General features: G+C 61.6%; 15 protein-coding genes, 1 tRNA gene and 1 pseudogene. 12 read left to right on the top strand and 5 right to left on the bottom strand.

Features of this window, described 5'->3' with window-relative positions; genetic code table 11:
• The first annotated feature begins 1 nt into the window (after nucleotide 1).
• Nucleotides 2-1,168: an acyltransferase family protein gene (locus HMPREF2604_RS04035; protein WP_070563377.1), complete on the top strand. Its 1,167-nt coding sequence runs from the start codon at nucleotides 2-4 to the stop codon at nucleotides 1,166-1,168.
• 159 nt (nucleotides 1,169-1,327) lie between these two features.
• On the opposite strand, the gene HMPREF2604_RS04030 is transcribed toward HMPREF2604_RS04035, so the two are convergent.
• Genes HMPREF2604_RS04030 through HMPREF2604_RS04020 form a run of 3 tightly spaced genes read right to left on the bottom strand, consistent with a single transcriptional unit; the run spans nucleotide 1,328 to nucleotide 5,305 of the window.
• The gene (locus HMPREF2604_RS04030; RefSeq protein WP_070563374.1) at nucleotides 1,328-4,567 is read right to left on the bottom strand and encodes an alpha-(1->3)-arabinofuranosyltransferase domain-containing protein; all 3,240 of its coding nucleotides are present in this window, start codon (nucleotides 4,565-4,567) and stop codon (nucleotides 1,328-1,330) included.
• Between the two features lies 1 nt (nucleotide 4,568).
• On the bottom strand, nucleotides 4,569-4,766 hold the full coding sequence (locus tag HMPREF2604_RS04025; RefSeq protein ID WP_010188604.1) for a DUF2613 domain-containing protein: 198 nt from the start codon (nucleotides 4,764-4,766) through the stop codon (nucleotides 4,569-4,571).
• A gap of 32 nt (nucleotides 4,767-4,798) precedes the next feature.
• The gene (locus HMPREF2604_RS04020; protein ID WP_070525873.1) at nucleotides 4,799-5,305 is read right to left on the bottom strand and encodes a universal stress protein; all 507 of its coding nucleotides are present in this window, start codon (nucleotides 5,303-5,305) and stop codon (nucleotides 4,799-4,801) included.
• 58 nt (nucleotides 5,306-5,363) lie between these two features.
• Here HMPREF2604_RS04020 and HMPREF2604_RS04015 point away from each other — a divergent pair, with 58 nt between their 5' ends.
• From HMPREF2604_RS04015 to HMPREF2604_RS04005, 3 genes are read left to right on the top strand one after another with little or no spacing between them, the layout of a single operon-like run.
• A complete protein-coding gene (locus tag HMPREF2604_RS04015; RefSeq protein ID WP_101736121.1) occupies nucleotides 5,364-6,425 on the top strand; it encodes a glycoside hydrolase family 3 N-terminal domain-containing protein in 1,062 nt (353 codons plus the stop codon).
• A gap of 34 nt (nucleotides 6,426-6,459) precedes the next feature.
• Nucleotides 6,460-8,151: a VanW family protein gene (locus HMPREF2604_RS04010; protein WP_210384661.1), complete on the top strand. Its 1,692-nt coding sequence runs from the start codon at nucleotides 6,460-6,462 to the stop codon at nucleotides 8,149-8,151.
• A gap of 3 nt (nucleotides 8,152-8,154) precedes the next feature.
• Entirely contained in the window at nucleotides 8,155-9,927 is a 1,773-nt protein-coding gene (locus HMPREF2604_RS04005; protein WP_070563368.1) for an ABC transporter ATP-binding protein, read from the top strand.
• Between the two features lie 31 nt (nucleotides 9,928-9,958).
• Here HMPREF2604_RS04005 and HMPREF2604_RS04000 read toward each other — a convergent pair.
• A tRNA-Gly gene (locus tag HMPREF2604_RS04000) sits at nucleotides 9,959-10,032 on the bottom strand.
• Nucleotides 10,033-10,119: 87 nt separating this feature from the next.
• On the opposite strand from HMPREF2604_RS04000, the gene dcd reads away from it, so the two are divergent.
• From dcd to HMPREF2604_RS03965, 7 genes and pseudogenes are all read left to right on the top strand, one after another.
• Nucleotides 10,120-10,692 carry a dCTP deaminase gene (gene dcd / locus HMPREF2604_RS03995; protein WP_070523734.1) on the top strand — a complete coding sequence of 191 codons (573 nt, stop codon included), beginning with the start codon at nucleotides 10,120-10,122 and terminating at the stop codon, nucleotides 10,690-10,692.
• 53 nt (nucleotides 10,693-10,745) lie between these two features.
• Nucleotides 10,746-12,077: a UDP-glucose dehydrogenase family protein gene (locus HMPREF2604_RS03990; RefSeq protein ID WP_198530969.1), complete on the top strand. Its 1,332-nt coding sequence runs from the start codon at nucleotides 10,746-10,748 to the stop codon at nucleotides 12,075-12,077.
• 644 nt (nucleotides 12,078-12,721) lie between these two features.
• On the top strand, nucleotides 12,722-14,248 hold the full coding sequence (locus HMPREF2604_RS03985; protein WP_070523729.1) for a SpaH/EbpB family LPXTG-anchored major pilin: 1,527 nt from the start codon (nucleotides 12,722-12,724) through the stop codon (nucleotides 14,246-14,248).
• 120 nt (nucleotides 14,249-14,368) lie between these two features.
• The gene (locus tag HMPREF2604_RS03980) at nucleotides 14,369-15,286 is read left to right on the top strand and encodes a class C sortase (protein WP_070523726.1); all 918 of its coding nucleotides are present in this window, start codon (nucleotides 14,369-14,371) and stop codon (nucleotides 15,284-15,286) included.
• Entirely contained in the window at nucleotides 15,279-16,106 is an 828-nt protein-coding gene (locus HMPREF2604_RS13855; protein WP_141746423.1) for a pilin N-terminal domain-containing protein, read from the top strand. The genes HMPREF2604_RS03980 and HMPREF2604_RS13855 overlap by 8 nt, the downstream gene beginning before the upstream one ends.
• Before the next feature lie 101 nt (nucleotides 16,107-16,207).
• Nucleotides 16,208-19,789 carry a DUF6923 family protein gene (locus tag HMPREF2604_RS03970; protein ID WP_070563365.1) on the top strand — a complete coding sequence of 1,194 codons (3,582 nt, stop codon included), beginning with the start codon at nucleotides 16,208-16,210 and terminating at the stop codon, nucleotides 19,787-19,789.
• Between the two features lie 94 nt (nucleotides 19,790-19,883).
• Nucleotides 19,884-20,129, top strand: a pseudogene (locus tag HMPREF2604_RS03965) (UDP binding domain-containing protein); the annotation flags it as partial.
• Here HMPREF2604_RS03965 and HMPREF2604_RS03960 read toward each other — a convergent pair.
• On the bottom strand, nucleotides 20,059-21,285 hold the full coding sequence (locus HMPREF2604_RS03960) for a YibE/F family protein (protein ID WP_070563359.1): 1,227 nt from the start codon (nucleotides 21,283-21,285) through the stop codon (nucleotides 20,059-20,061). The pseudogene HMPREF2604_RS03965 and the gene HMPREF2604_RS03960 overlap by 71 nt on opposite strands.
• 121 nt (nucleotides 21,286-21,406) lie before the next feature.
• On the opposite strand from HMPREF2604_RS03960, the gene HMPREF2604_RS03955 reads away from it, so the two are divergent.
• Nucleotides 21,407-22,756 carry an HNH endonuclease signature motif containing protein gene (locus HMPREF2604_RS03955; protein ID WP_070563356.1) on the top strand — a complete coding sequence of 450 codons (1,350 nt, stop codon included), beginning with the start codon at nucleotides 21,407-21,409 and terminating at the stop codon, nucleotides 22,754-22,756.
• Nucleotides 22,757-22,838: the final 82 nt, after the last annotated feature.

Genomic DNA, 22,838 nt, shown 5'->3' with positions numbered 1-22,838 from the left:
CATGCGCTTTCTCCCTGAGCTCGAAGGCGTGCGTGCGCTGGCAGCATTGGCAGTCGTGGTCACGCACGTGTCTTTTCAGACGGCCACCGGCTGGGCCTGGGCTGAGCGCCTGGATTACGGGGTGGCGGTCTTCTTCGTCCTCAGCGGTTTCTTGTTGTGGCGCCGGCGGCACGCGCACACGGCGGGGCAGTACGTGCTCTCCCGCGTGGCGCGCTTGGCGCCGTTGTATGTGGTGTGTGTGGTGGTCGTGCTCGCCTTGCTTCCCGACGCTTCCCCCTTAACCCTCCCGCAAGTCATCACCAACCTGACTGGCACGCAGCTCTATATTGCCGATGGCCTGGTTCCCGGGCTCACGCAATTGTGGTCGCTGTGTGTGGAGTTCGCCTTCTATGCGGTGTTGCCGCTGTTGGCGTGGTTGTTGGATAAGCTCTCGGCGCGCCCGCGGGTTGCGCTTATTGCTGGAGCTGGCGTGCTGAGTTTGTTCTGGGGCTTCCTGCCGTTTGTGGCCGGGTATGAATCCGGCGATGTCAATACGCAGATTTGGCCGCCCGCGTATTTCTCGTGGTTTGCGGTGGGAATGCTGGCCGCGGAGGCGGAGGCAGCTGGCGTGCGTGTGCGCGCCGGGCGCATTGTGCGGCCCGCTTGTTGGGCGGTGGCCGCGGGCTGTGTGTGGCTGGCCAGCCGCGAGTGGTTCGGCCCGCAGGGCTTGGTGCATCCAGAACCGGGTGAGTTTGCGCGGCGCATTGCGGCGGGGGCGGTGTGCGGGGCGTGCATCGTGGTGCCGGTGGCGCTGGCCCCGCGGGAAAGCTGGCTTTCTTCCGAGGTGATGCGAGCGCTGGGCCGCTGGTCTTATGGTGTTTTCATGTGGCACGTAGCGGTGCTGGCCATTGCCTTCCCGCTGTTGGGCGTGTCTGCTTTCTCCGGCTCTGCCGGGGATTTCGCGGTGGTGTTGGTCTTCACGGTGGTCGTTAGCTGTGTGCTTTCTGCTGCGACCTACGCGCTTGTCGAGGTCCCCGGCCGCGACCTCATCCGCTCCTTCGCCCGCGGCCGCATCACCATTCCGCGTTCGCTGCCGCGCCTCGCCGCCGATTCCGCGAGCTCTGGCGGTTCCGGATCCCTTGCCAACGCCGCCGGTTTTACTGATTCCGCCGGTTCGGCGGGGCCGTAGACGGCACTTCACACATGGCATTTTCCAGAAGGCATTAGTCAAACGGTTTACTTGACCCCAAACAAACCTTTTACATCGCCGCAGATGGTTTCCCTGCCCCCAAAGACACCTTTTGACTAGTACCTTTTGAGGGAAACCATCTGGGGCGGGGCCGGGTACTTAGGACGTGCGGCGGGATGGGAGGCAGGCACACGTGATGGCCGCGGCGCAGAGCAGTTGCACGAGCAGCGAGTCGCCGGCGTAGCCGTCCGTGGGCCAGGGTGCGCGGGCGAGCATCGCGCCCGCAGCCAGGGTCAGCGCGCCCGCCAAGTAGTCGGAGCGCAACGTGGTCCAGCGGGTGATGGCCCACGCCGCGGCCGCGGCGGCAACACCGGGCAGGCCCGCGACGAGCGCCATCGTTGCCGCGATGAGCAGGGCTAGAAGGACACGCGCCGAGGTAGACGAGTGGGTAGCAGGGCTGGACGAGGCGGTGTTGTGTGCCGTGTAAGCAGCGGAGGCGGCGGGGGAAGCGGAGTGAGGGCGGGGGCCGCGGGCCATGACGAGCAGGCACAGCGCGGTGGTCAGCGCGGCGAGCGCGCCGCCGAGGCCCAAGCCGACGCGATAGGCGCGGTCGGCAGCAAAAGACATGTGGAAGGTGCCGCCGGCACCGGCGGGAATGAGGAAGGCCTGCGTGTCGGCATCGATGGAGCGCGGTTCGAGGGGCAGTGGTTCCGAGCTGGAGGCAGGCGTTGAGTCCGGCGCTGAGTCTTGTGCTGAACCTGGCGTCGAGACCGCAGCTGTGCTGGGGGAGCGCAGCTCGCCGCGCAGGCCTTCGTTGAAGGCACGGCCGGTGATGAGGAGGCGGTCGTGGTCGGCGGGCTCGATGGTCTCACCGGCAGCGAGCGGGGTATAGCCGTGGTCAGCACCGGATGTGGCGGCTGAGCCGGCGGAAGACCCGGCTGCGGCTGAAGAGCGGTCAGAGGAAGCGGGAAGGGGCGCGGGCAGGGAGGATGCGGTATCGGTCAGCGCCGCCCAGTCGCCGGTGGTGCGCAGGAGGTGCTGACCGGCGGGCAGGTTGAGGGTGGAGTTGGGGGCGTGGGGGGAGCCGTCGATAAGCACTGTCTTCTCACCGGAGACCCGCACCGTCATGTCGCGCGGGGTAGTAAAGGAGCGGATGAGGATGTGCTCGTTGTCCTGCTGGAAGAGGAACTGCTCGGCATCGGGCGAGGTATCGGGCACGGTGACGATGCGCCGCGGGGTGGGCTGATCCACGATGGAGGCTTCCGCAATTCCGGTGCGGCGCTGCGGCTCGATGCGGATGGTGGAGGCTTTCGCGCCGGGCACGCGGATATCGCGGGCGCGGTAGGCCTCCATGGTGACCGTCACCTTGGAGTCGCCGTTGTGGATGGTGACCTCAGTCGTGCCGGTGGTCATCAGCCGCAGCGTGGGCGAGGTCCACGTGGAATCGGAGTGCAGCTCCAGCCAACCGGAATCGCCGGGCGCGGGCCACCACGCGGTGGAGTTCTCGTCGTCGACGGCCGCTGTAAGAGAACGCGCCGGGTTCGCCCCGCCGAAGGCAGAAGCATCCGCGGCAGAGGAGGACGCGGTGACGCGACCATCGTGCTCCACCACCTGGGTCAGCGGGCCGGCGGAGGGGTAATCGCGCAGTCGATTGCGCACGGTGGAAGGGTCATCAGGGGCCAGCGGCGCGGAGACCGGGCCGGAAAGCGTGCCGTAGTTGCGGTCGCGCAGCGCAGGCGTATCGGTGACGATGTCCGCGTCGGAGGAGACGAGCTCGTGAGGGCCGGAGAGGAGCGCGAGCGACTCGCCGCCGCCCGCCACGCGCGGCGGATCCGCAGGCGCCAAGTTCATGGAGAGGTCGCGGTCGAAGACGACGACGTCGACCTCCCCGAAGGTGTGGACCTCGCCCGGAATATGGGTTGCAGAACCAGAAGTCAGGTCGTGGCGCACCGCAACTGCCCCGATTCCAAGGCGCTGCAACACCACGGGTGCGGTGGCAGGGTCGCGGGAAATCTGTGCCATCGCACCGTCCAGACCACGGATGGCCTCGGGCGGGATGAGGGGGACGGCGTCGCGGACGGCCCAGGGGACGTCGAGAAGCGGCTGCGCCGGCTCATCGCGCGTCCAGCCCCAGTCCTGCCGCGCAAAGGAGGCCGGTGGGTAGATGAGCACGCGCGTATCCAGGCTGTTCATGAAGGAGGCGGCCTCCTGCCAATAGTCGGGCACCTCCTCGTACGCGCCCTTCGGCAGCAGCCTGCCCGCCCACGCCGGGGCGGTCGCGCCCATCACCACGAGGCACACCAGAAGGCCCGCTGCTTCACGACGCCCCAGTGCCAACGTCCGCGGCAACCTCACCAGGGCGGCAATCGCGGCCACGCCGAGAACCAGCGGGATGCGCACCAGCGGGTCGAACTTGTGCACGTTGCGCAGCGCGGCCAGAGGGCCATCGAGCGCGTCGAGGTACCAGGTGGCATGCGTGCCGAGCACGGCCACCCCCACCAACAGCATGAAGGCCCACTCGCGCGGCAGCCGGGCCAGGCCCATAAGACCCAGGGCGGCCACGGCCACGGTGACAAGCACGAAGACCGGCTCGGTGGCCAGCTCGTTGCCAGCGACGCGTTCGGTATCCACAAACGGCGCCCAACTGGTGGTGCCGCGCAGGATTTCCGCCAGGTTGAGCCACCGCGTGGTCACGCCGGCGGACTCGATGAATTCCGTGAAAGGCGGGGCATAGCGGCCCAGGATGAGCAGCGGGGTAATCCACCACGCGGATACCGCAGCGCACCCAGCCAACCACACCAGGCCGGTCTTGCCCGCGCGCCGCCACAGCAGGATCACACCCGCCGGCAGGCAAGCGGCGAGTGTGGCCGTGGCGTTAACCGCGCCCATGCACGCCACCGCCACCACCGAGGGTGCGGCATCCCGCCAGCGCAGACGGCCCGGCCGCAGGAAGGGCAGCAGCACCCAGGGGGCCAGCATGACCGGCCAGGTCTCCGAGGAAATCGCGCCCAGCGTGGTCAGCGTGCGCGGGGAGAGCGCATAGAGGAGGCTGCCCATCAGCGCGGCATAGCGCGGCGCGGCGGGAAGCACTGTGCGGACCACGCGGAAGAAGCCCAGGAAGCCCACGGCCAGGACCAAGAACCACCAGGCGCGCTGCGCTATCCAATCCGGAAGCGGATCCGCCAGCAAGAAGAACAAGCCCTGCGGGAAGAGATATCCATAGGCCTGGTTCTGCAGCTGGCCCAGCGTAAAAGTATCGGTATAGGCATGCAGGGCGCCGGCCAAAAACCTAGCCGGGTTGGCCACCAGGTCGTGCTTGGTATCGGCGGCGGTCAGCCCCCACGGCTGCACCAGAACCACGAGGGCTAAAAAGAAAAGCCCCCCGATGCGTGCACGCACGCTACTCGCGGGAGCCGTACTCCGGCCCGCCCATCACGGCGTCGGAGGCCTTGACGGAATTATCGTTTGGAACGGCATCTGCCTGCGAGAACTGCGCGATGCCCAGGATGGTCACGACCCCCAGCGCTACGCCAACGACCGCGCTGCCCAGGGCCGGGCCCAGGGTGCGCTTGTTGAGTGAATCGCTGTCGAATGCCATGGCGCCAGATTCTAGCAGCTCGATGCCGCCTTTTAGGAGTGGCTCTCCGCGGCGTCGTCGTCCTCTTCATCGTTCTCCGGCGGAACGATGAACACCGGCAGGCCCGCGTTGCGCACGATGTACTCCGCAGTGGAGTTATTCCACAGTGAGCGGAAGCCCGTGAGCGCGCGGGTTCCGGTGACGATGACGTCGATGTCGAGTTCGTGGGCGGCGTCAACAATCGCGCTCTGAATCGTCGTCACCGATTCCACCAGGTGGGCATGGCCGCGCAGGCCAAGAGACTCGGCCTTGGCAATACCGCGGTGGCAGATGGCGAGGGCCTCCTCGTAGGCCGGGTCATCCTCCACGCTGTCTGGTGAGACCGTGGATTGGTGCAGCCCGGTGCGGCTGACCGCGCGGGCGGCCTGGCGCGCGGACGGTTCCCAGGCGGTGAGGATTTCGACATCGGTGGGGCGCAGCAGCCGCGCGGCGTATTCGAGGGCGCGGTCGGCGCGGTCGGAGCCGTCATAGGCAATGAGCATGGTCTCTCCGTTATTCATGTGACCATCCTAACAACCGGTTGTTGCCCGCGCGGGTGCTTCAGGCACACTGGTGTGCATGAAAAAAGCAATGCCCGCCCTCCTGTTGAGTGCTATCTGTGCGCTGAGCGCGTGCAGTACGGAGCCTGAGCTTTCCGATGCCCCGCCCAGTGAAACCAGCGCCGCGGCGTCGGGTGACACGTCGGACGATGCGGCACCACAGGAAGCCGCGCCCGAGGACGTCCGCGCCCGTGCCGCCGCCAAGCTCATGCCGCCTGCGCTGAACTATGACGATGCGCGCGCGAAGCTGGAGGCCGGCGTGGGTGGACTCTTCATCCCCAGCTGGGCCGACCCGGAGCTGCTGGGCGATGGCCCCCGCGGCCTCAACGCCCTGCGCGAAGAGATGGGCCGTGACTTTGAAGTCTCCATCGATTTCGAGGGCGGGCGCGTGCAGCGCTTCTCCGAAATCTTGGGCGATTACCCCTCCCCGCAGGCCATGGCGGAAGGCCATAGCCCGGAGGAGGTCGAGGCCCTGGCCACGGAGATTGGACAGAGCCTGCGTTCCCACGGCGTGACGGTGGACTTCGCCCCCGTGCTCGACGTGGACGGGGGAGACCTGGAGGTCGTCGGCGACCGCGCCTTCTCCACCGACCCACAGGCCGCCGGCGAGTATGGCGCGGCCTTTGCCCGCGGTCTGCAGGCCGCCGGTGTTAAGGCCGTGTTCAAACACTTCCCCGGTCACGGGCGCGCCTCCGGGGACACGCACTTGGGTGAGGCGGTGACCCCGCCGCTAGAGGAGCTCTCTGGTCACGAGTTCGTGCCTTTCCACACGGCAATCCCGCAAGCCCCCGAGGCGGCCCTCATGATGGGGCACCTCGTGGTACCAGGCCTCGGCGATGAGCCCGCCTCCCTCAACCCGCGGGCCTACCAGCTGGCCCGCGAGGAACTCGGCTTCGAGGGCACCATTTACACCGATGACCTGGGAGGAATGGCCTCCATCTCGGAGAATTTCAGCGTGCCGGAGGCCGTGGCCGCAGCCCTTGCCGCAGGTGCCGATATGCCGCTGTGGTCCACCGACGATGACATCAACGCGGTCATCGACGCGGCCGCCGAAGTCGTGGCCCAGCACGAGGGCGACTAGTAAAAACCAGCTGGCAGCCGTTAATCTCGTACACGTGAAAAAGGCAATCGGACATAGCCAACAGCGGCGCAAGGGGCTCCACGTGGCCCTTGGCGTGCTCGTTGGACTTCTACTCATCGCCGGCATCGCCTACGCGTGGGACGTCATGGCCAACCAGCACAAGGTTCCGCGCGCGACGTCGGTCGGCGGCGTGGACATCTCCCGCATGGAGCGCACCGCCGCGGTGGAGAAGCTGGAGCAGGAGCTTGGGGACGTCGCGGCCCAGCCCGTGGATATCCGCTCCGGGGAGAAAAGCTCGCAGCTTATCCCCCAGGACTCCGGCCTGAGCCTGAACTACCAGAAGGCCGTCGACGGCATTCCTGACGCCTCCCTGAACCCCTTCTCGCGCCTGTACAGCTTCATCAAGCCCACCCAGGAAATCCCTGTCGCCGTGGACATCGATGAGAATCAGCTCTCCGGCCAGCTCGAGCGCGTGGGCAACGAGCTGAAGATCGAGCCGAAGGACGGAAACCTGGAGCTTATCGACGGCTCCCTCAAGGAGACCGCACCCGTATTGGGCCAGGCGGTGGACGAGGGGGAGTTGCACGAGGGCGTCGTCAAGCACTGGCTCGACCCCGAGGGCGTCGACGTCGAGCCGATGGTGGTGGAGCCTCAGATTAATGATGAGGCGATTGAGGCCATGCGCACCGGGGATGCCGCCCGCGCGCTGGATAACCCGCTCACGCTGAAGGGCGAGAACAACACCACCGGCACCTTGCGCAAGCCGGAGATTTCCCAGTTCGTCTCCATCGCCGCGGAGGATGGCGAGCTACGCCTCAAGGTGGATAAGAACCGCGCGCGCGAGCTTTTCCAAGAGCGCATGCAAGGCTCCGAGGTGCCCGGCACCAACGCCAAAATTTCCTTCAGCGGCAACGACAAGCAGATCACGCCCTCGGTGGATGGCTCCATCATCGACTGGGAGAAGACCCTCGAGGGCTTCGAGGACCGTGTGAGCAGCGAGGACGACCGCGAATGGGATGCCGATTACAAGCCGGACCCCGCAGACTTCACCACGGAAATGGCAGAGAAGGCCACCTTCGATGAGACCGTGTCCGAGTTTTCTACCGGCGGTTTCTCCGGGGCCTCCGGCACCAATATCCGCCTGGTGGCCCAGGAGGTCAACGGTGCCGTGGTCAACCCGGGTGAGACCTTCTCCCTCAACGGCTACACCGGCCCGCGCGGTACCGCGCAGGGCTATGTGGAATCCGGCATCATCATCGACGGCCACGCGGGCAAGGCCGTGGGCGGCGGCATCTCTCAGTTCGCCACCACCTTGTACAACGCGGCCTACTTCGCCGGCATGGAGGACGTGGCACACACCCCGCACTCCTATTACATTTCGCGCTACCCGGCTGGCCGCGAGGCCACCGTGTACGAAGGCGCAATTGACCTGCAGTTTAAGAACACCTCCAACCACCCAGTGCGCATCGAGACTGACTTCGGCAACGACATCACCGTGCGCTTCAAGGGCGTGAAGACGGTCGACGTCGAATCCATCAACAACGGCCGCTGGGCCAAGACCGAGCCGCAGCGCAAGTCGGTGAGTGAGGACTGCTCGCCGTCGTCCGGCGCGCCGGGCTTCACGACGTCCGATACCCGCGTAATTAAGGATCTGTCCGGCAAGGAGATCTCCCGGGAGACCACCACCACGGTCTATGACCCGCAGCCCATCGTTACCTGCGGTTAAGCCATGACCCGGCCGATGCACACCGCGGTGAAGGACCCCGCGGACGTCGATCAGCTGGCCCAGCACCCGGTGAAGTTTGCTCGCGTCGCCGGCCTGTTTGCCGCGCACCGCGGCACGCTACTTGTGGTGGTGGCGCTCATCATCGCCACCTCCGGGCTGACGGTGGTGCAGCCTTTCCTGGTACGCCGCACCGTGGATGAGGCCATTCCTGAACACGACACCGCGCTGCTGCTGTGGCTCGTCGGCGGCATGCTGGCCATCACCGTGGTCTCCCAGGCCATCGGCGTTATTCAGTCCTTCCTGTCGGCGCGGGTGGGGCACACCATCATGCACGAGCTGCGCACGCAGGTCTTTGCCAACCTGCAGCGCCAATCGCTGCAGTTCTTTACCAATAACCGGGGCGGCGAGATCCAATCCCGCCTGACCAATGACATCGCGGCGATGCGCGGCATGGTGACCACCACCGCGACCTCCGTGGCTAGCAACCTCACCATGACGGTGGCCACGTTGGTAGCGATGGTGGCGCTTTCGCCCACCCTCTCGCTTTTGTCCTTGCTGGTGCTGCCACCCGCCGTGTGGCTCACCCGCCGCGCCGCCGTGCTGCGCCGCAGCCTCATGGAGAAAAACAGCCGCGCGCAGGCGACGTTGCAGCAGACCATTTCGGAGAACCTGTCCGTGTCCGGCATGCGCCTGGCGGCCACGCTGGGCGCGCAGGAGCGGGTTTATGACGGGTTTGAGACAACCTCGCGCTCGCTTATCCGCTTGGAGCTGGAATCGCAGCTGGCCGGGCGCTGGCGTATGGCGCTGACCCAAATCATTTTCGGCGTGATGCCGGCGCTAATTTACCTGGTGGCTGGCCTGCGCCCGGGGATTACGATTGGCACGCTCATCGCCTTTTCCACCCTGCAGACCCAGATTTTCCGGCCCATTACTGGCCTGCTCAACGTGGGTGCGCAGTGGGTGGCGTCGATGGCGCTGTTCAGCCGCATCTTCGAGTACCTGGATCTGGAGCCCGAACTCACTGAGGCCACCCGGCCCGCCCAGCTTGCCGACGCCTCCCTCACCCTCCAGCACGTCTCCTACCGCTACCCCGGCACCGACACCGACGCGCTTTCCGACGTCTCCCTTTCCATCCCCGCCCACACCACCACCGCGCTTGTGGGGCATACCGGCTCCGGTAAGTCCACGGTGGCCGCCCTTCTGGCGCGCCTTGCCGACCCGACAGAAGGCACCGTGCTCTTAGGCGGGGTAGACCTGCGTGACATTCCGCCGGCGCAGCGCGCGGCGGTCATCGGCGTGGTTTCCCAGGAGACCTACCTCATCCACGGCACAGTGCGGGAGAACCTCCTCTTCGCGCAGCCCGATGCCAGCGAGGAGCAAATGTGGGCGGCCCTGCACGCCGCCCGCGTGGATGAGGTCATCGCCGCGCTTCCCGAGGGACTCGATACTCTCGTAGGCTCGCGTGGTTACCGTTTCTCCGGCGGGGAGCAGCAGCGCCTCTCGCTCGCGCGCACGCTGCTGCGCCGGCCACAAGTGCTCATTCTGGACGAGGCTACCTCGGCCCTCGATAACGAAACCGAACGCGCCATCCAGGATGCAGTGCTTGGAGCGGACGCCACCCGCCTGGTCATTGCGCACCGTCTGTCCACCATCCGTGACGCCGACCAAATCATCGTCCTCGACGCCGGCCGCGTAGTCGAGCGCGGCACCCACGCCGAGCTGCTTGCGTGCGGCGGTGCCTATGCGGCGCTCCTTCGCGCCGCCGACGAGACCTAAAGCAAAACCCAGCCTGAGCTGGGTAAATAAGTGGAGCCGACGACGGGAATCGAACCCGCGCCAGCAGCTTGGGAAGCTGCAGTTCTACCATTAAACTACGTCGGCGCAATGCAGAATCTGCATCGCAGTAAAGCTTAGCACCGCCGCCGCCCGAGGCCATAAAAGACCCAGTGGGGAGGTAGACTGTGTGCCGTGCTTCTTTCCGATCGTGATATTCGTGCCGCCATCGACTCAGAGGGGCCTGATGCCTTGGGCATTGAGCCTTATGACGCAGAGATGGTCCAGCCTTCCTCAATCGATGTGCGCCTAGACAAGTTCTTCCGCGTGTTTAATAACTCGCGCTACACGCATATCGACCCCAAGCAGGAGATGCCGGACCTCACCAGCGAGGTGGAGGTGGCTGAGGGGGATGCCTTCGTGCTGCATCCGGGTGAGTTTGTGCTCGGCGCAACGCTGGAGAAGTTCACCCTGCCCGCGAATTTGGCTGGACGCTTGGAGGGCAAGTCCTCCCTGGGGCGCTTGGGCCTGCTGACGCACTCCACGGCCGGATTCATTGATCCGGGTTTCTCCGGACACATCACGCTCGAGTTGTCTAACACCGCGAACCTGCCCATTACCTTGTGGCCGGGGATGAAAGTGGGCCAGCTGGCTATCTTCCAGATGTCCTCGCCGGCGCAGGCCCCGTATGGTTCCGGCGCACTGGGGTCGAAGTACCAGGGCCAGCGCGGGCCTACACCGTCGAAGTCCTATCTGAACTTCCGTTAAACTTTTCGTTCTCGCCGCGCGCTTCAGGTCAACCGCGCCTAAAATTCCCGGTTATGCGTATGACTGTGATTGGTACCGGCTACCTGGGTGCGACGCACGCCGCCTGCATGGCGGAACTCGGCCACGAGGTACTCGGTGTAGATGTTGATGAAAGCAAGATTGCAGCTCTCAAGAACGGCCGCGTGCCGTTCTACGAGCCCGGTCTTCCGGAGGTGCTCGAGCGCAACATCGAGTCTGGCCGCCTGGGCTTTTCCACCAGCTATGACGACGCCGCGGAATTCGCCAACCTGCACTTCCTCGGCGTAGGAACGCCGCAGGCCCACGGCTCCTATGCGGCGGACCTAACCTACGTGAAGTCCGTCATCACGGAGCTCGTGCCGCGCCTCAAGGGCGAGCACATCATCTTCGGCAAGTCCACCGTCCCCGTGGGCACCGCAGCGGAGCTGCAGAAAATGGCGGATGAACTCGCCCCGGAGGGCACCAGCGTGGAGATTGCCTGGAACCCGGAGTTCCTGCGCGAGGGCTATGCCGTCAAGGACACCATCACCCCGGACCGTATCGTCCTCGGCGTCGGCGAATTCGCCGAAAGTAGAGCCGAAGAGGTCGCCCGCGAGGTCTATGCCCAGCCGCTGGCACAGAACACCCCGTTCATCGTGACCGACCTGCAGACCGCCGAGCTAGTCAAGGTCTCCGCCAACGCCTTTTTGGCCACCAAGATTTCCTTCATCAACGCGGTCTCTGAAATCTGCGAGATTGCCGGTGCGGACGTGGTCAAGCTTGCCGACGCCATCGGCTACGACGAGCGCATCGGCCGCAAATTCCTCGGTGCTGGCCTCGGCTTCGGCGGCGGCTGCCTGCCCAAGGATATCCGCGCCTTCATGGCGCGCGCCGGCGAGCTGGGTGCGGATCAGGCGCTGACCTTCCTGCGCGAGGTCGACGCCATCAACATGCGCCGCCGCGATCGCGTCGTGGACCTGGCCAAGCAGGCTTTCGATGGATCCCTCCTCGGCCACCGCGTCACCGTTCTGGGCTGCGCCTTCAAGCCCAACTCCGATGACGTCCGCGATTCGCCGGCGCTCTCCGTGGCCGGTTCGCTCTCCCTGGCTGGTGCCGCCGTCACGGTCTATGACCCGGAGGGCATGGAGAACGCCAAGAAGGTATTCCCAACCCTCAATTACGCGCCGACTGCCGACGCCGCCCTCAAGGACACCGAGCTGGTCATCCTCGCCACCGAGTGGCAGGAATTCCGCGACCTCGACCCGGCGGAGGCCGGCGAGCTCGTGGCCCGCCGCCACATCATCGACGGCCGCAACGTGCTGGACGTCGACAAGTGGCGCAGCGCCGGCTGGACCCTCGATGCTCTGGGGCGCGTCCTGCCGGCCTAATGCCTACAATCGCCGAATGCGTTGTCTCATCGCCCTTGGGGGTGGGCGGTGATTCCTAATTGAGGATTCGGTGCAGAGCTTTGGTCGCCTTTGAATGAAAAGGGGGCGAGGCGTCTACTTCTGACAGCAGTTTTTCAGCTTCCGCAAAATCGAAGCTGAAAAATACTGTCAAGAGTATCGGCTATTTGAGAGTTAATGGGAAGTATTTCAAGGGTCAAAGGGGGTAAAGGCCTGAGTTATAGTTCCAGTACAGCACCTATTCGGCACCCCCGAAAAGGGTCCTGAATGTTACTGGTGTTCCGCAACTATGTGCGAGATTCAGGGTTGGGTGAATGTCTGCAAGTTTTAAGTGTATGTCGGTGTCCAGCCTATATTTATGCTGGTTATTGTTGCGGCCGTGGTGACGGATAGTCGTGGGTTATGGCTGGATGAAGTTTGAATCCATCAAAAAGATGTAGTATCGGGCTGTCGTGCAGGCAGTTGGGTGACAGGGGAAATCGACTTAATTTTAAGCAAGTGGTAAGGTTTCAAATGGAGCCCAAGCTGGGCCCAGAAAACTTGAGAAGTTCTTGAGCACTCAATTTTCTCTCATCGCTGACCGCAACGGGCCCAGCGAATACTGAATCTCCGAAAGGAATCTCACCATGGCACTTGTCATTAAGAAGACTGCCGCAATCGCCATCGCAGCGGGTCTCACTTTTGCTGGCTCCGCAGGATTGGCTATTGAGAATGCAGCCCCGGCCGCTGCACAGGCGGAGCAGCCGGGCAACGAGGCTGGCTACTCCTTGACCATCACGAAGCGTGACCTCAATGGAGACAACTACGGGACGTCTAATGGTTCGAAGCTGGATGAGGCTAAGATCCCGGGTAAGACCCCAGATACTCCTGCAGGCTTCAAGTTCTCGATCATTCGCGTAACTCCAGCTACGGGTGCTGACAAGAATGATGCTTCGAAGGCCACTCCTGTTGAAGGTGCAACTGCTCAGGAAGGCACCACTAACGACCAGGGTGTCATCGAGTTCACCGGCCTTGAGGAAGGCGTCTACCGCGTCTCCGAGCTTGAGGTTCCAGCAAATTCTGGCTTCGTTCCCGGGCCTGACTTCTTGGTTTCCGTACCCGTTACCAATGAGAACGGCACTGGCCTGATCAATAACGTTCACGTTTACCCGAAGAACACCCGTGCTGGCATTGAAAAGACCGTTCAGGATAAAGACAAGCACGGTGGTCAGGACTACACCTACACCATCAGCTCTGACATTCCGAAGGCAGTTTCGAGCTTGGACAAGCTTGTAAGCTACCGAGTTGTAGATGCTCTCGATGGTCGTCTCGAAGCTCCGACTGCTGACAAAATTGAAGTTCGCCTGGGCACCAGCTGGGATAGCGCAACCAAGGTGGATTCGAAAAACTACGATGCTGTCATCACTCCCGCACCGTCGGCAGACGGGAAGCACAACATCAACCTTCAGTTCAATGACGAAGGCCGTGCCCTCTTGGCTGGACAGAAGGCGGGCACCAAGGTTCTGACCCGCATCACTACGAAGGCGCCTAAAGACGTTGAGGTCATCCCTAACAAGGCCCAGCTGTATTTCAACACCGGTAATGGTGAAGGTGAGTACAAGCGTGAGTCCGAAGAAGTAAAGACCTACTGGGGTACCCTCAACATCAACAAGGTTGGTGAGGACGGGACGACCCCGCTTCAGGGTGCAGAGTTCCGCCTGGTGAAGTGCCAGGCCGGTGACGGCGGCTACACCCAGGTTCAGGGCACCAAGGAACTGACCGTCAACGATCAGTCTTCCTGGACCACTGGCAAGGACGGCAAGATCTCCATCACTGGAATTCACGCCACCGACTTTGCCAACAATGCCGATGACAACACTCTGCTGTGTGCACAGGAGACCAAGGCTCCGACCGGCTTCCAGCTTGATGAGCGTTTGGTTCCGTTCGTAATTAAGCGCACGGACGAAGGCACCCAGACTGCTCCGAACGTTACCGGCATGAACGGCATCGAGAACGTGAAGGTCGAGAACCTTGCGTACTCCTTCGACCTGAAGAATAAGCCGAGCGACCGTTTCCTCCCGAACACCGGTGGTATGGGTATCACCGCTCTGGTTCTCGCTGGTCTCGCCATTGTGGGCGCCGGCGTATTCGTTGCCCGTCGTAACGCTGCTTAAGCGTGCTGTGCATTGCTGGTCTAGCGGCCACTGAACGCTAAACCAGCATGCGGCGTACCCACGCGGGGAGGCGCCTTTCAAAAGTATCCCCGCCCCTTTTAAACAAAGATTGGACACAGCATGAGCATCGCAACGCGCACACCTGCGCACAAGCACAGGCAGCAGCGCTCGCTAATGCAGCGTGTCGTTCTGCCCGTCGTTATCATTCTCGCCGGTCTATGCGTGCTCATGTACCCAGTCTTGGCTACGCAGTGGAACAACCACCTCCAGCAGCAAGTCACTGAGGAGTACGAGCAGGAGTTCCGGGATGCTTACCATGCTCAAGAGGCCAGTGAGCAGGTTGAGGCGGCGCGCAGCTACAACGCCGCGCACACCAACGGCCCGATTTTGGACCCGTGGCTTACTCGCATCAGCGAAGACAATATTGAATACCAGGAGTACCTCGACCAGCTCAGCGGTGCACCGGCGATGTCCCAAGTTGTCATCCCCGCTATCGACGTAAAGCTGCCGCTTTACCACGGCACTAAGGACTCCACCCTGCAGCGCGGATTAGGCCACCTCTATGGGACGTCTCTTCCCGTCGGAGGCGAGGGAACTCACGCGGTTATCACCGGTCACTCGGGTCTGACTAATGCAACCATGTTTGATGACCTTGAAGAGCTTAAAGCGGGCGATGCGGTTTATATTTCTACGTTTGGCGAGCGAATGAAATACCAAGTCTATGAGACCGAGGTTGTTTTGCCGGACCAAGTAGACAACCTGCGTGCAGATGGTGATCGTGACTTGCTGACCCTTATCACCTGTACTCCCTACGGCATCAACACCCACCGTTTGCTTGTTCATGCGGAACGCGTGCCGATGGACCCGGACGAAGAGCAGCTTATCGACGAATCCGCCTCCATCTTCCAATGGTGGATGTGGTTGTTGTTGGGTATCTCCCTCCTGGTCCTCATAGGACTCATCTGGTGGGTCTACCGGGAAAGCAGAAAAGCACTCACGCCGAGGAAGCTCAAGAGGAAAAGGAATCATAATGCGTAGGACCAAATACGTAGCGGCGATTGCTGCAGCAACAGTACTATCCTCGGGGCTCTTCCTACCCGCAGCAGATGCCCGCGTGATTAGTGGAAATGATCGAGGAATTGTTGCAGAAAGCGTCGATTCGCAGCGCTCAATCTCACTGGTAGTAGAGAAGGTCGCCACGAATCCTTTCGATCCTGTTCCCGCCGGTGAGAAGCCTCCTGCAATTTCTGGTGCAACCTTTACCTTGTCGGAAGTTAAAGGCATCGATGTCACCACATCTGCTGGCCGAGCAGCGGCCAAGAACATGGAGCTCGATGATGCTCGTGCTCAGGGCCTCGTGCGTGTCGCATCCCAAACAACTGGGGATGACGGACGTGCTCACTTCGAACGCCTTAAACCAGGGCTCTATCTTCTCGAAGAAGACGAACCGGACAGCGCGTTCGATTATCATGTCTCATCCCCCAAGTTGATTATTCTGCCTCTGGCCAATCTTGAAGGAACATCGTTCACTTATGAGAACGTCGTGGTGACTAAGTGGGATAAGGACAAAGATGTTCCTCCTCCGTCGACAACTCCGGTAACAACGCCCCGAGATACTCCGCCACCAGAAGACACTCCGCCGCACAATCCTGGCACCCCTTCGAAAGAAACGACACCCCGAGTTCCAACCGGGCCGCATGAAGAACCCCCCACGAGCGAGCCGCCAGTCTCAAGCAACGGCGACTCCCCACTGGCGTCGACAGGTGCGAACGTTCTCTGGGCCGTAGGCCTCGGCAGCATGCTCGTACTACTCGGTGCCGTACTCGCACGGCGCAACGGAAACAAGCAAACACAGTAAACCGCGGACTCTAGGAAAGAACGATTATGCGAAACTTTAAAAAGCCTGCAGCACGTACTGCGAGCTCGCGTACCCGCAACGCGATACGAGGAGTCTCCGCTGTGGTTGCTTCCTTCGCCCTTGCCGTGGGCCTAGGAACCTATCCGGTTGAGGTATCGGCGCAAGAATCCGTTTCCCCTTTAGAAACAGAGCCTGCCGAAACTGAACAGGCGGTTACGGTAAAGCGGGAGAAAAATGTAGACCGCATCACCGTCGAGGACCCCCAGGGGTACGCATGGGATTTTGGGTTCAAAGCTTCCTTGGAGGATGTGTTTGCCATCAAGCGTGTTGGCAAGGGTGAGATCAAGGAGATCCGCAAGGTAACTATTGACGGGCATGAGATTGAACCTGAGTTCTACGGATTCGTGAACGCCGATAAGAACAATGACAAGGACGCTGACGATCAGGAAAGCTACTTGGCCTTTGATATCCAGGCGTTGTACTCGGCTCCTCCGCGCATGGTTGAGTTTGAGGTTGAGACCACGGATGAGGCTGAGTACTCCGTAGCTGAAGCCGACGAAGTACCGTCCAAGGAGGAACTCAAGGAATCTGGTTTCGGTATGAAGGCCTCCGAGACCATTGCAGAAGAATCAACGGAATCCGAGGCCGATACTAATGCACCTGAAGAAGCCGATGCTTTAGAGCTGTCCCCAGAGTCGACCAACGGTGGACGTCTTCGTGCAGCGCAACCGGGTCCTGTTTATGGTCAGCCGGGCGTATACGACCAAGAGCTGTCGCTGTCCAATCCCCAGCCGAAATTCCTCAACGGCAATCCAGAGTTGGGCATGACCGTGAACGAAACCGGTGAATGGCGGATGACAAGGTTCGCTATTAAGAAGGACCGAAATGATTCCAATACCAAGTCGATCACGGGCCCCGTTCGCATCCGCGTTGTGCGCAATGGCACGACTGTTGTAGACCGTACCTTTGAGGATCTCTATGAGAAGGAATGGAATTGGAATTCTCTTAATAAGTCTTATGACACGGAATTCCAGCTCATTCCGAAGGTGACTGATCTATATTTCCAAGGTGGCGACATCATCATCTTTAACCCAGTCGCACCTCCGAATGGCACGTATGCAGTGCAAATCTGGGGCCAGGACATGGACAATGAGTCCCAAGGCCACCGGGTCAATGTCACCGGCAACGGGGTTGAGTTGTCGGAACAGAAGACCGAGGGTGAGGACCCGTATAAGACTACGTTTACGGTGAAGGAGAACTCTCTCTTCGAGAATGCTCACCTCACCCTGAGTCCTTCCGCGCGACTCGAAGACGTTTACTTTGAACTGCCCATTGAGGGTTTGGGAGATGGTGTCACGCTTGAACACGAGGTAAAAACGTATTCGGATCGCGTCGAAATCACATGGTTCCCAACCAAGGATGGACAGCGGCTCAGCTCGGTCAAAGTTGCGAAGGATTCCCAGGTTGTTCTCCGCACCTCGTACCGTTCGGAGCCTACCCGCTCGGAAGATCTCGTCATTAACGGCTCGCGTGACAAGGACTGGGTGATTGAGCCTGAGCCAGGGCTTCCGATTGCCCCGATTGAAGAGAAGGATGTTCCCCCAGTAACTCCTTCAGGCGAGAAGTGTACCCAGCGCGATACAAAACCCGACAGCCGTCAGCCTGCTCGTAGCCTTACTGCTAGTGAGGCTCTGTACGGCACGAGGCGGTTTGTGGTGGCCAGCCCGAACAGTAGTAAAGACCGTATTTCTTCGCAGCTCTACCTGCAAGTACAAGATGAGACGGGAAACTATAAGACCCACGAAGTCGGGCCGAAAAGCGGATGGGTTTACAACGCAATCGCTTACAACGATAAAGATAACTACATCTATGCGATTAGTGAGCCTAGGACTGTAGATTCTGTCGGCCACATCGAGGACCCGTGTTTCCCTGCTGGGCATTTGCTTCAGATTAACCCCTACACTGGTGAGGTTTTCGACCTCGGACGCGTGCAAGGATTCCTTGGCGAATTACCTGAGCACGCTAGCAAAGTCGGTGAATACTCCAATGATCTAGGCAGCGGCATCAACGCGGGTACCTTCGACTCGAATGGAAAGTACTGGGTAGCTGCGTCATCAAGCTGGGGAGCCGGACGGCTCTACGAGGTTGACCTCGATCGGCTCACAGCAACTTCTAAGAATAAATTCCCCGCAAAACAAGCGGCTGCTACGCCATGGTCCATCGGACAAAATTACCGTACCGTATCTGAGGACATCGTAGCTCTTTCGGATGCCCCCAACTATGCGTGGGGAATTCAAAGCGGGTGGGCAAACCCAAGCACTCCGCAAAAGATCTGGCTTGAACGAATCAATCTCTCCACTGGCAAAGTTGATCGCATCGATATCACTAACCTGACTATGCCGTCCGGCCAGACCCTGTTTGGTTTTCTCGGGAACCCGAATAAAGCGCCGGTATGGGGACAAGGATGGGCAGAATCTGGCGATACCTTGGCCTTTGGCTTGGGCGGTAGCTCTTCCAAAGGGGGCGTAAGCCAAATTGTGGAAATCAAGGTCGGTAATGCTGCGGCCAGCATCGGAAGTGTGAAGCCGAGAATTGTTGGGACGAGAACTGCGCCCAGTTCTTATAACACTGACGGTACATCGGCAATTGCCCCTGATACCGTGCCTGAGCCGGTTGATCCTTTGGTGGAAAAGGATGCTGTTGAGGATCACGCAATTGCTAACGGCGATGGCACCTACAACCTGAAGTACACAATTACCGTGACCAACCCAGATAAAAATATGGGCGCAATCTATGACGAGGTTGTTGATAAGCCGGAGTTTCCGAACTCAGTGAAAATTCTGAAGACCTCGTGGACCAAGACTGATGAATTTGGTCGCAAGGCGGGATCCGGAATTCAGCAAGGAGCCGGCCCGTTCAAGCTGGCTGGATACGCTGAAATCCAACCTGCGGGTACCAAACAGTTTGGTCAAACCAGTAACGGTAAGCACGTCTTCGAAGTCGAGATGCAGGTGGCGATCGACGCAAATGCTGCAGCACCTAAAACTGGTGAATGCAAACCTGGACAAGGTTTCTTCAACACTGCCATTGTTGGAAATAAAGAAGATGATGGCTGTGTTCCTTATCCGGAAGAAGGAACCGATACGGTTCGTCTGCACCTAGCCAAGATTTCAAGCGATGATCTCAACAAGGAGAACGTCCTTGCTGAGGCAGAGAAGCTCAAGACCGCGGAGTTCGAGCTGCGTACGCTCGACAATGAGGGCAACGAGACGGGTGTTGCTACGAAGCTAACTTTGAATCAGGAAACCGGCACTTTTAGCTCGGAGGAACTCAAGCCGGGGCATTACCGCCTCGTTGAGACTAAGGCTCCGGAGTCCTACAGCCTGCTTACAAAGCCAATTGACTTCAGGGTGTCTGTGAGCGGTCAGGGCAAGGACGTGAAGGCGGATATTACCTTCGACGACCCAGAGGGCATTGAACTCATTGCTCAAGAGGTGGATTACAGCAAGGCTCCGAGCCAATGGAACCTTTCTTCAAAGGACGTGGTGATGACAGTCGCCAACGTATTCCAAGGCGATCTTCCCAAGACAGGCGGCGTTGGTTTGTGGGTACCAACGTTGGTTGGTCTGACCATCATCGGTCTCGGCGTGCTTCTCGCGACGCGACGCCGCCAGCTGAGCTAGAACCCACCCCTCAGGGGATGAGCACCCGAAAACACTAGAGGTGTTGTGAGAGGAAACCTCACAGCGCCTGTTGTGTTTTGCTACGAGGCTGAGGGAGAACGCTAAGAAGGTGTTCCCGACGTTGAATTACGTGGCGTCGGCAAGCGAGGCACTCAAGGACACCGAGCTGGTCATCCTCGCTACTGAGTGGCAGGAATTCCGCGACCTCGCCCCGGCGGAGGCCGGCGAGCTCGTGGCCCGCCGCCACATCATCGATGGGCGCAACGTGCTCAGCGTCGATGCTTGGCGCGAGGCCGGCTGGACCGTCGAGGCGCTTGGTCGCGTCCTTCCGGCACAGTAAACGCCGCAATCGCGGTGGTCAGCGGTACCGCAAGTGTCAAGGCCATCGCGCCCAGCAGGGAGCGCAGAACCTCCGTGGCGACGAGGTCACTGGAGAGGATCTGCAGGGCTGGGCGCTGCGCCGCCGTGATGAGCATCAGCAGGGGAAGGGCCGCGCCGGTATAGGTCAGCACGATGGTGTACACCATGGAGGCGATATGGTCGCGGCCCACTTTCATCGCTGAGGTAAAGAGCGTGCCGGGCCGCGCGGCCGGATCGGCTGCGTGCAGCTCGCGCACGGTGGAGGCCTGCGCCACCGCGATGTCGTTGAGGCTGCCCAGCGCGCCCACAATGAACCCGCACAGCAGCACGCCCACAACGGGCACCCCGGGCATGTAGAGCAGCAGCTTGAGATTATCCTCCGAGCTGGAACCCGTCAGTGCCGTGCTGCTTATCGACGCCCACCCCAACGCCCCCGACAACCCCAGCGCCACCAATGCTCCTCCTAAGGCGGAGGCTGATTTCCAGTTCACGCCGTGCACGAGAGGAACGGCGAGGAAAAGGATGGCCGCGCAGGTAACGAGCGCCAGCGGCAGCGCCGAATGGCCCTCGATGAGGGAGGGGATGAGGTAGAAGAAGACGATGGCCAAACTGATACCTAGGCCCAGCAGTGCTCGCAGCCCATGCCAGGCGGCGAAGCCGACGATGACAAGGGCCGCGATGATAGCCCACAACGCAAGGTTTCCATTGCGCTGAAAATCAGCGAAGGCATAGGTGCCGTCGCTGGAAACTGTCAGAATTACCTCGTCACCGGGGTGGAGGGTCGGGTCACTGGCCACGCCATAGAATACGAGCTGCGTCTTGCGGCCTGCGTCTGCGCCGGAGGTCAGGTCAATGAGGGCGCGGGAGCAGGAGGTGTCGTCGCCCTCGGCGGGGATGAGCGGGGCCTCATCGAAGGCGCGGCCCGTGTGGGGATCGGAGCACAGGTGGTTATCCACGGTCTCGACGGTGCCTTCGACTTGTGGATGATTGAGGGCGTAGGTGGTGGAAAAGTCCGGGCTGGTGTGCTCGGATGGCGGGGTGGTGGGGCGTAGTAGAAACAAACCCGCAAGCGTTATCAGAGCGGTGAGGCTAAGAAAACTGATGAGCCCAGTACGCCACGGATTCAGGTTAGTCATGCCTATCATTGTGAATGAGTTTCATTAAAAAGAAAACTAATGATGACGCGATCAACAAGTTATCCACAGGCTGGCGGCGGCGCCGTTGTGCGGTGCGGGTGGGGCGTTTAGCGTTGCTGGCATGAACCTTGTTGAAGCGCATCTACGCAGCCAGGCGGCAGGCATCGAGCTCGTCGCCGGCGTTGCGGGGCTCAGCTTTGAGCAGCTGCGGGCGTGGGGTCCAGAGTCCGTGGCGCGTTCTCTGCTGGCGCTTTTCGACGTCTACTTTGCCTCCACCTCCTTCACCCGCAAACAAGCGCGCGCTATTGCAGCGGCTCGCGATAATGGCCACGACCTGCCCACCCTGCTGCTCATTGAGCGCTTCGCTGGGCGGCTGAAGAAACAGCGCGAGGCATGGGATCTGCGCATTGAGCTGTGCGGAATCGCTGGCGATGAAAAGGCCGTGGCCCGCTATGCGCGCAAGCGCATTCGCGAGCTCAGCCCGCCGCCTGCGCCGAAGCCTGGCGTGACGATTCGCCGGGGAAAGGAGCTATCCAAGCTCACGCTCACGGCTCCGGCTGCACTCATCGAGGACCTGCGGCCCAATATCGATGAGGAGGATCCTGTGGGTTCCTTCACGGCCGCGTTTCGCGAGGGCCGCCTCGCCCGCCCGGTAGCCCAGACCCTCGCCGTCATGGAGCTTCCCGAGTACGCCACAATCCTGGGTCGCCTCGGTGATCCGTCCACCCCGCGCCCCGACTCCGCCGCACCCGCTGCTGACGGCACGCCTCCTCTCCCGCCCGCCACCACAGCGCCGCCCACCCCGCGCCTTAATTCCACTGCCGCATCACCGTCTAATGTTTCTGACGAGTCTGCCAGCGATGAGGCCTCCGGCTACGCAGCCACAGCAACCAGCGACCGTGTGGCGCCGGATCTCGGGGACATCGTGATTCAGCTATCCAACGGCGCCAAGATCACGGGCAAAGAGCTCATCGAGCGCGAGCTCGCCGAAGAAGGCCTCGTCATGATTGTTGACCGCGTCAAAGGCCCCGTGGAACTCCACCGCACCCAGCGCGTCGCCTCGGAGAAGCAGCGCATCATGGCCTGCGGCGAGCAACCCACCTGCGCCTGGGATCGCTGCCTGTGCGGCGCCGATTATTCCCAGATACACCACATCACAGAATGGAGACACGGCGGCGAAACGAACCCCGAGAACCTCACTCCGCTGTGCAAGTACCACAACGCCATCAATGGCCTCCCGGGCCGTGGCCGCATTGTGCGCGAAAACGGCAAGATTAAATGGGTACCGGCCGGCCCCCGCGATCCGCGGGAACCGGCCCACCCGCATCGCGCGCCGCGCGCCCAGCGCATCCGGGAGCATCGTGACGGCACAGCAAGCCACAGCGGTACTGAGCCAAGCACCCGCAAACCCGCCGCGCCGCCGAAATCCACACCTTCCGAGCCGGGAAGCCCCGCTCCGCCCGACCGCTAGTGCTCGAGGCAAGGGGCCTCGCACGCTTTTGCGCTGAGCGCGCCCCTTTACGGGCCCTTCCGGTTTTAGAGTGCGTTGATTT

The organism is Corynebacterium sp. HMSC055A01 (assembly GCF_001809405.1).
Taxonomy (GTDB): domain Bacteria; phylum Actinomycetota; class Actinomycetes; order Mycobacteriales; family Mycobacteriaceae; genus Corynebacterium; species Corynebacterium hesseae.
This window is presented reverse-complemented; position numbering and strand designations above follow the sequence as displayed.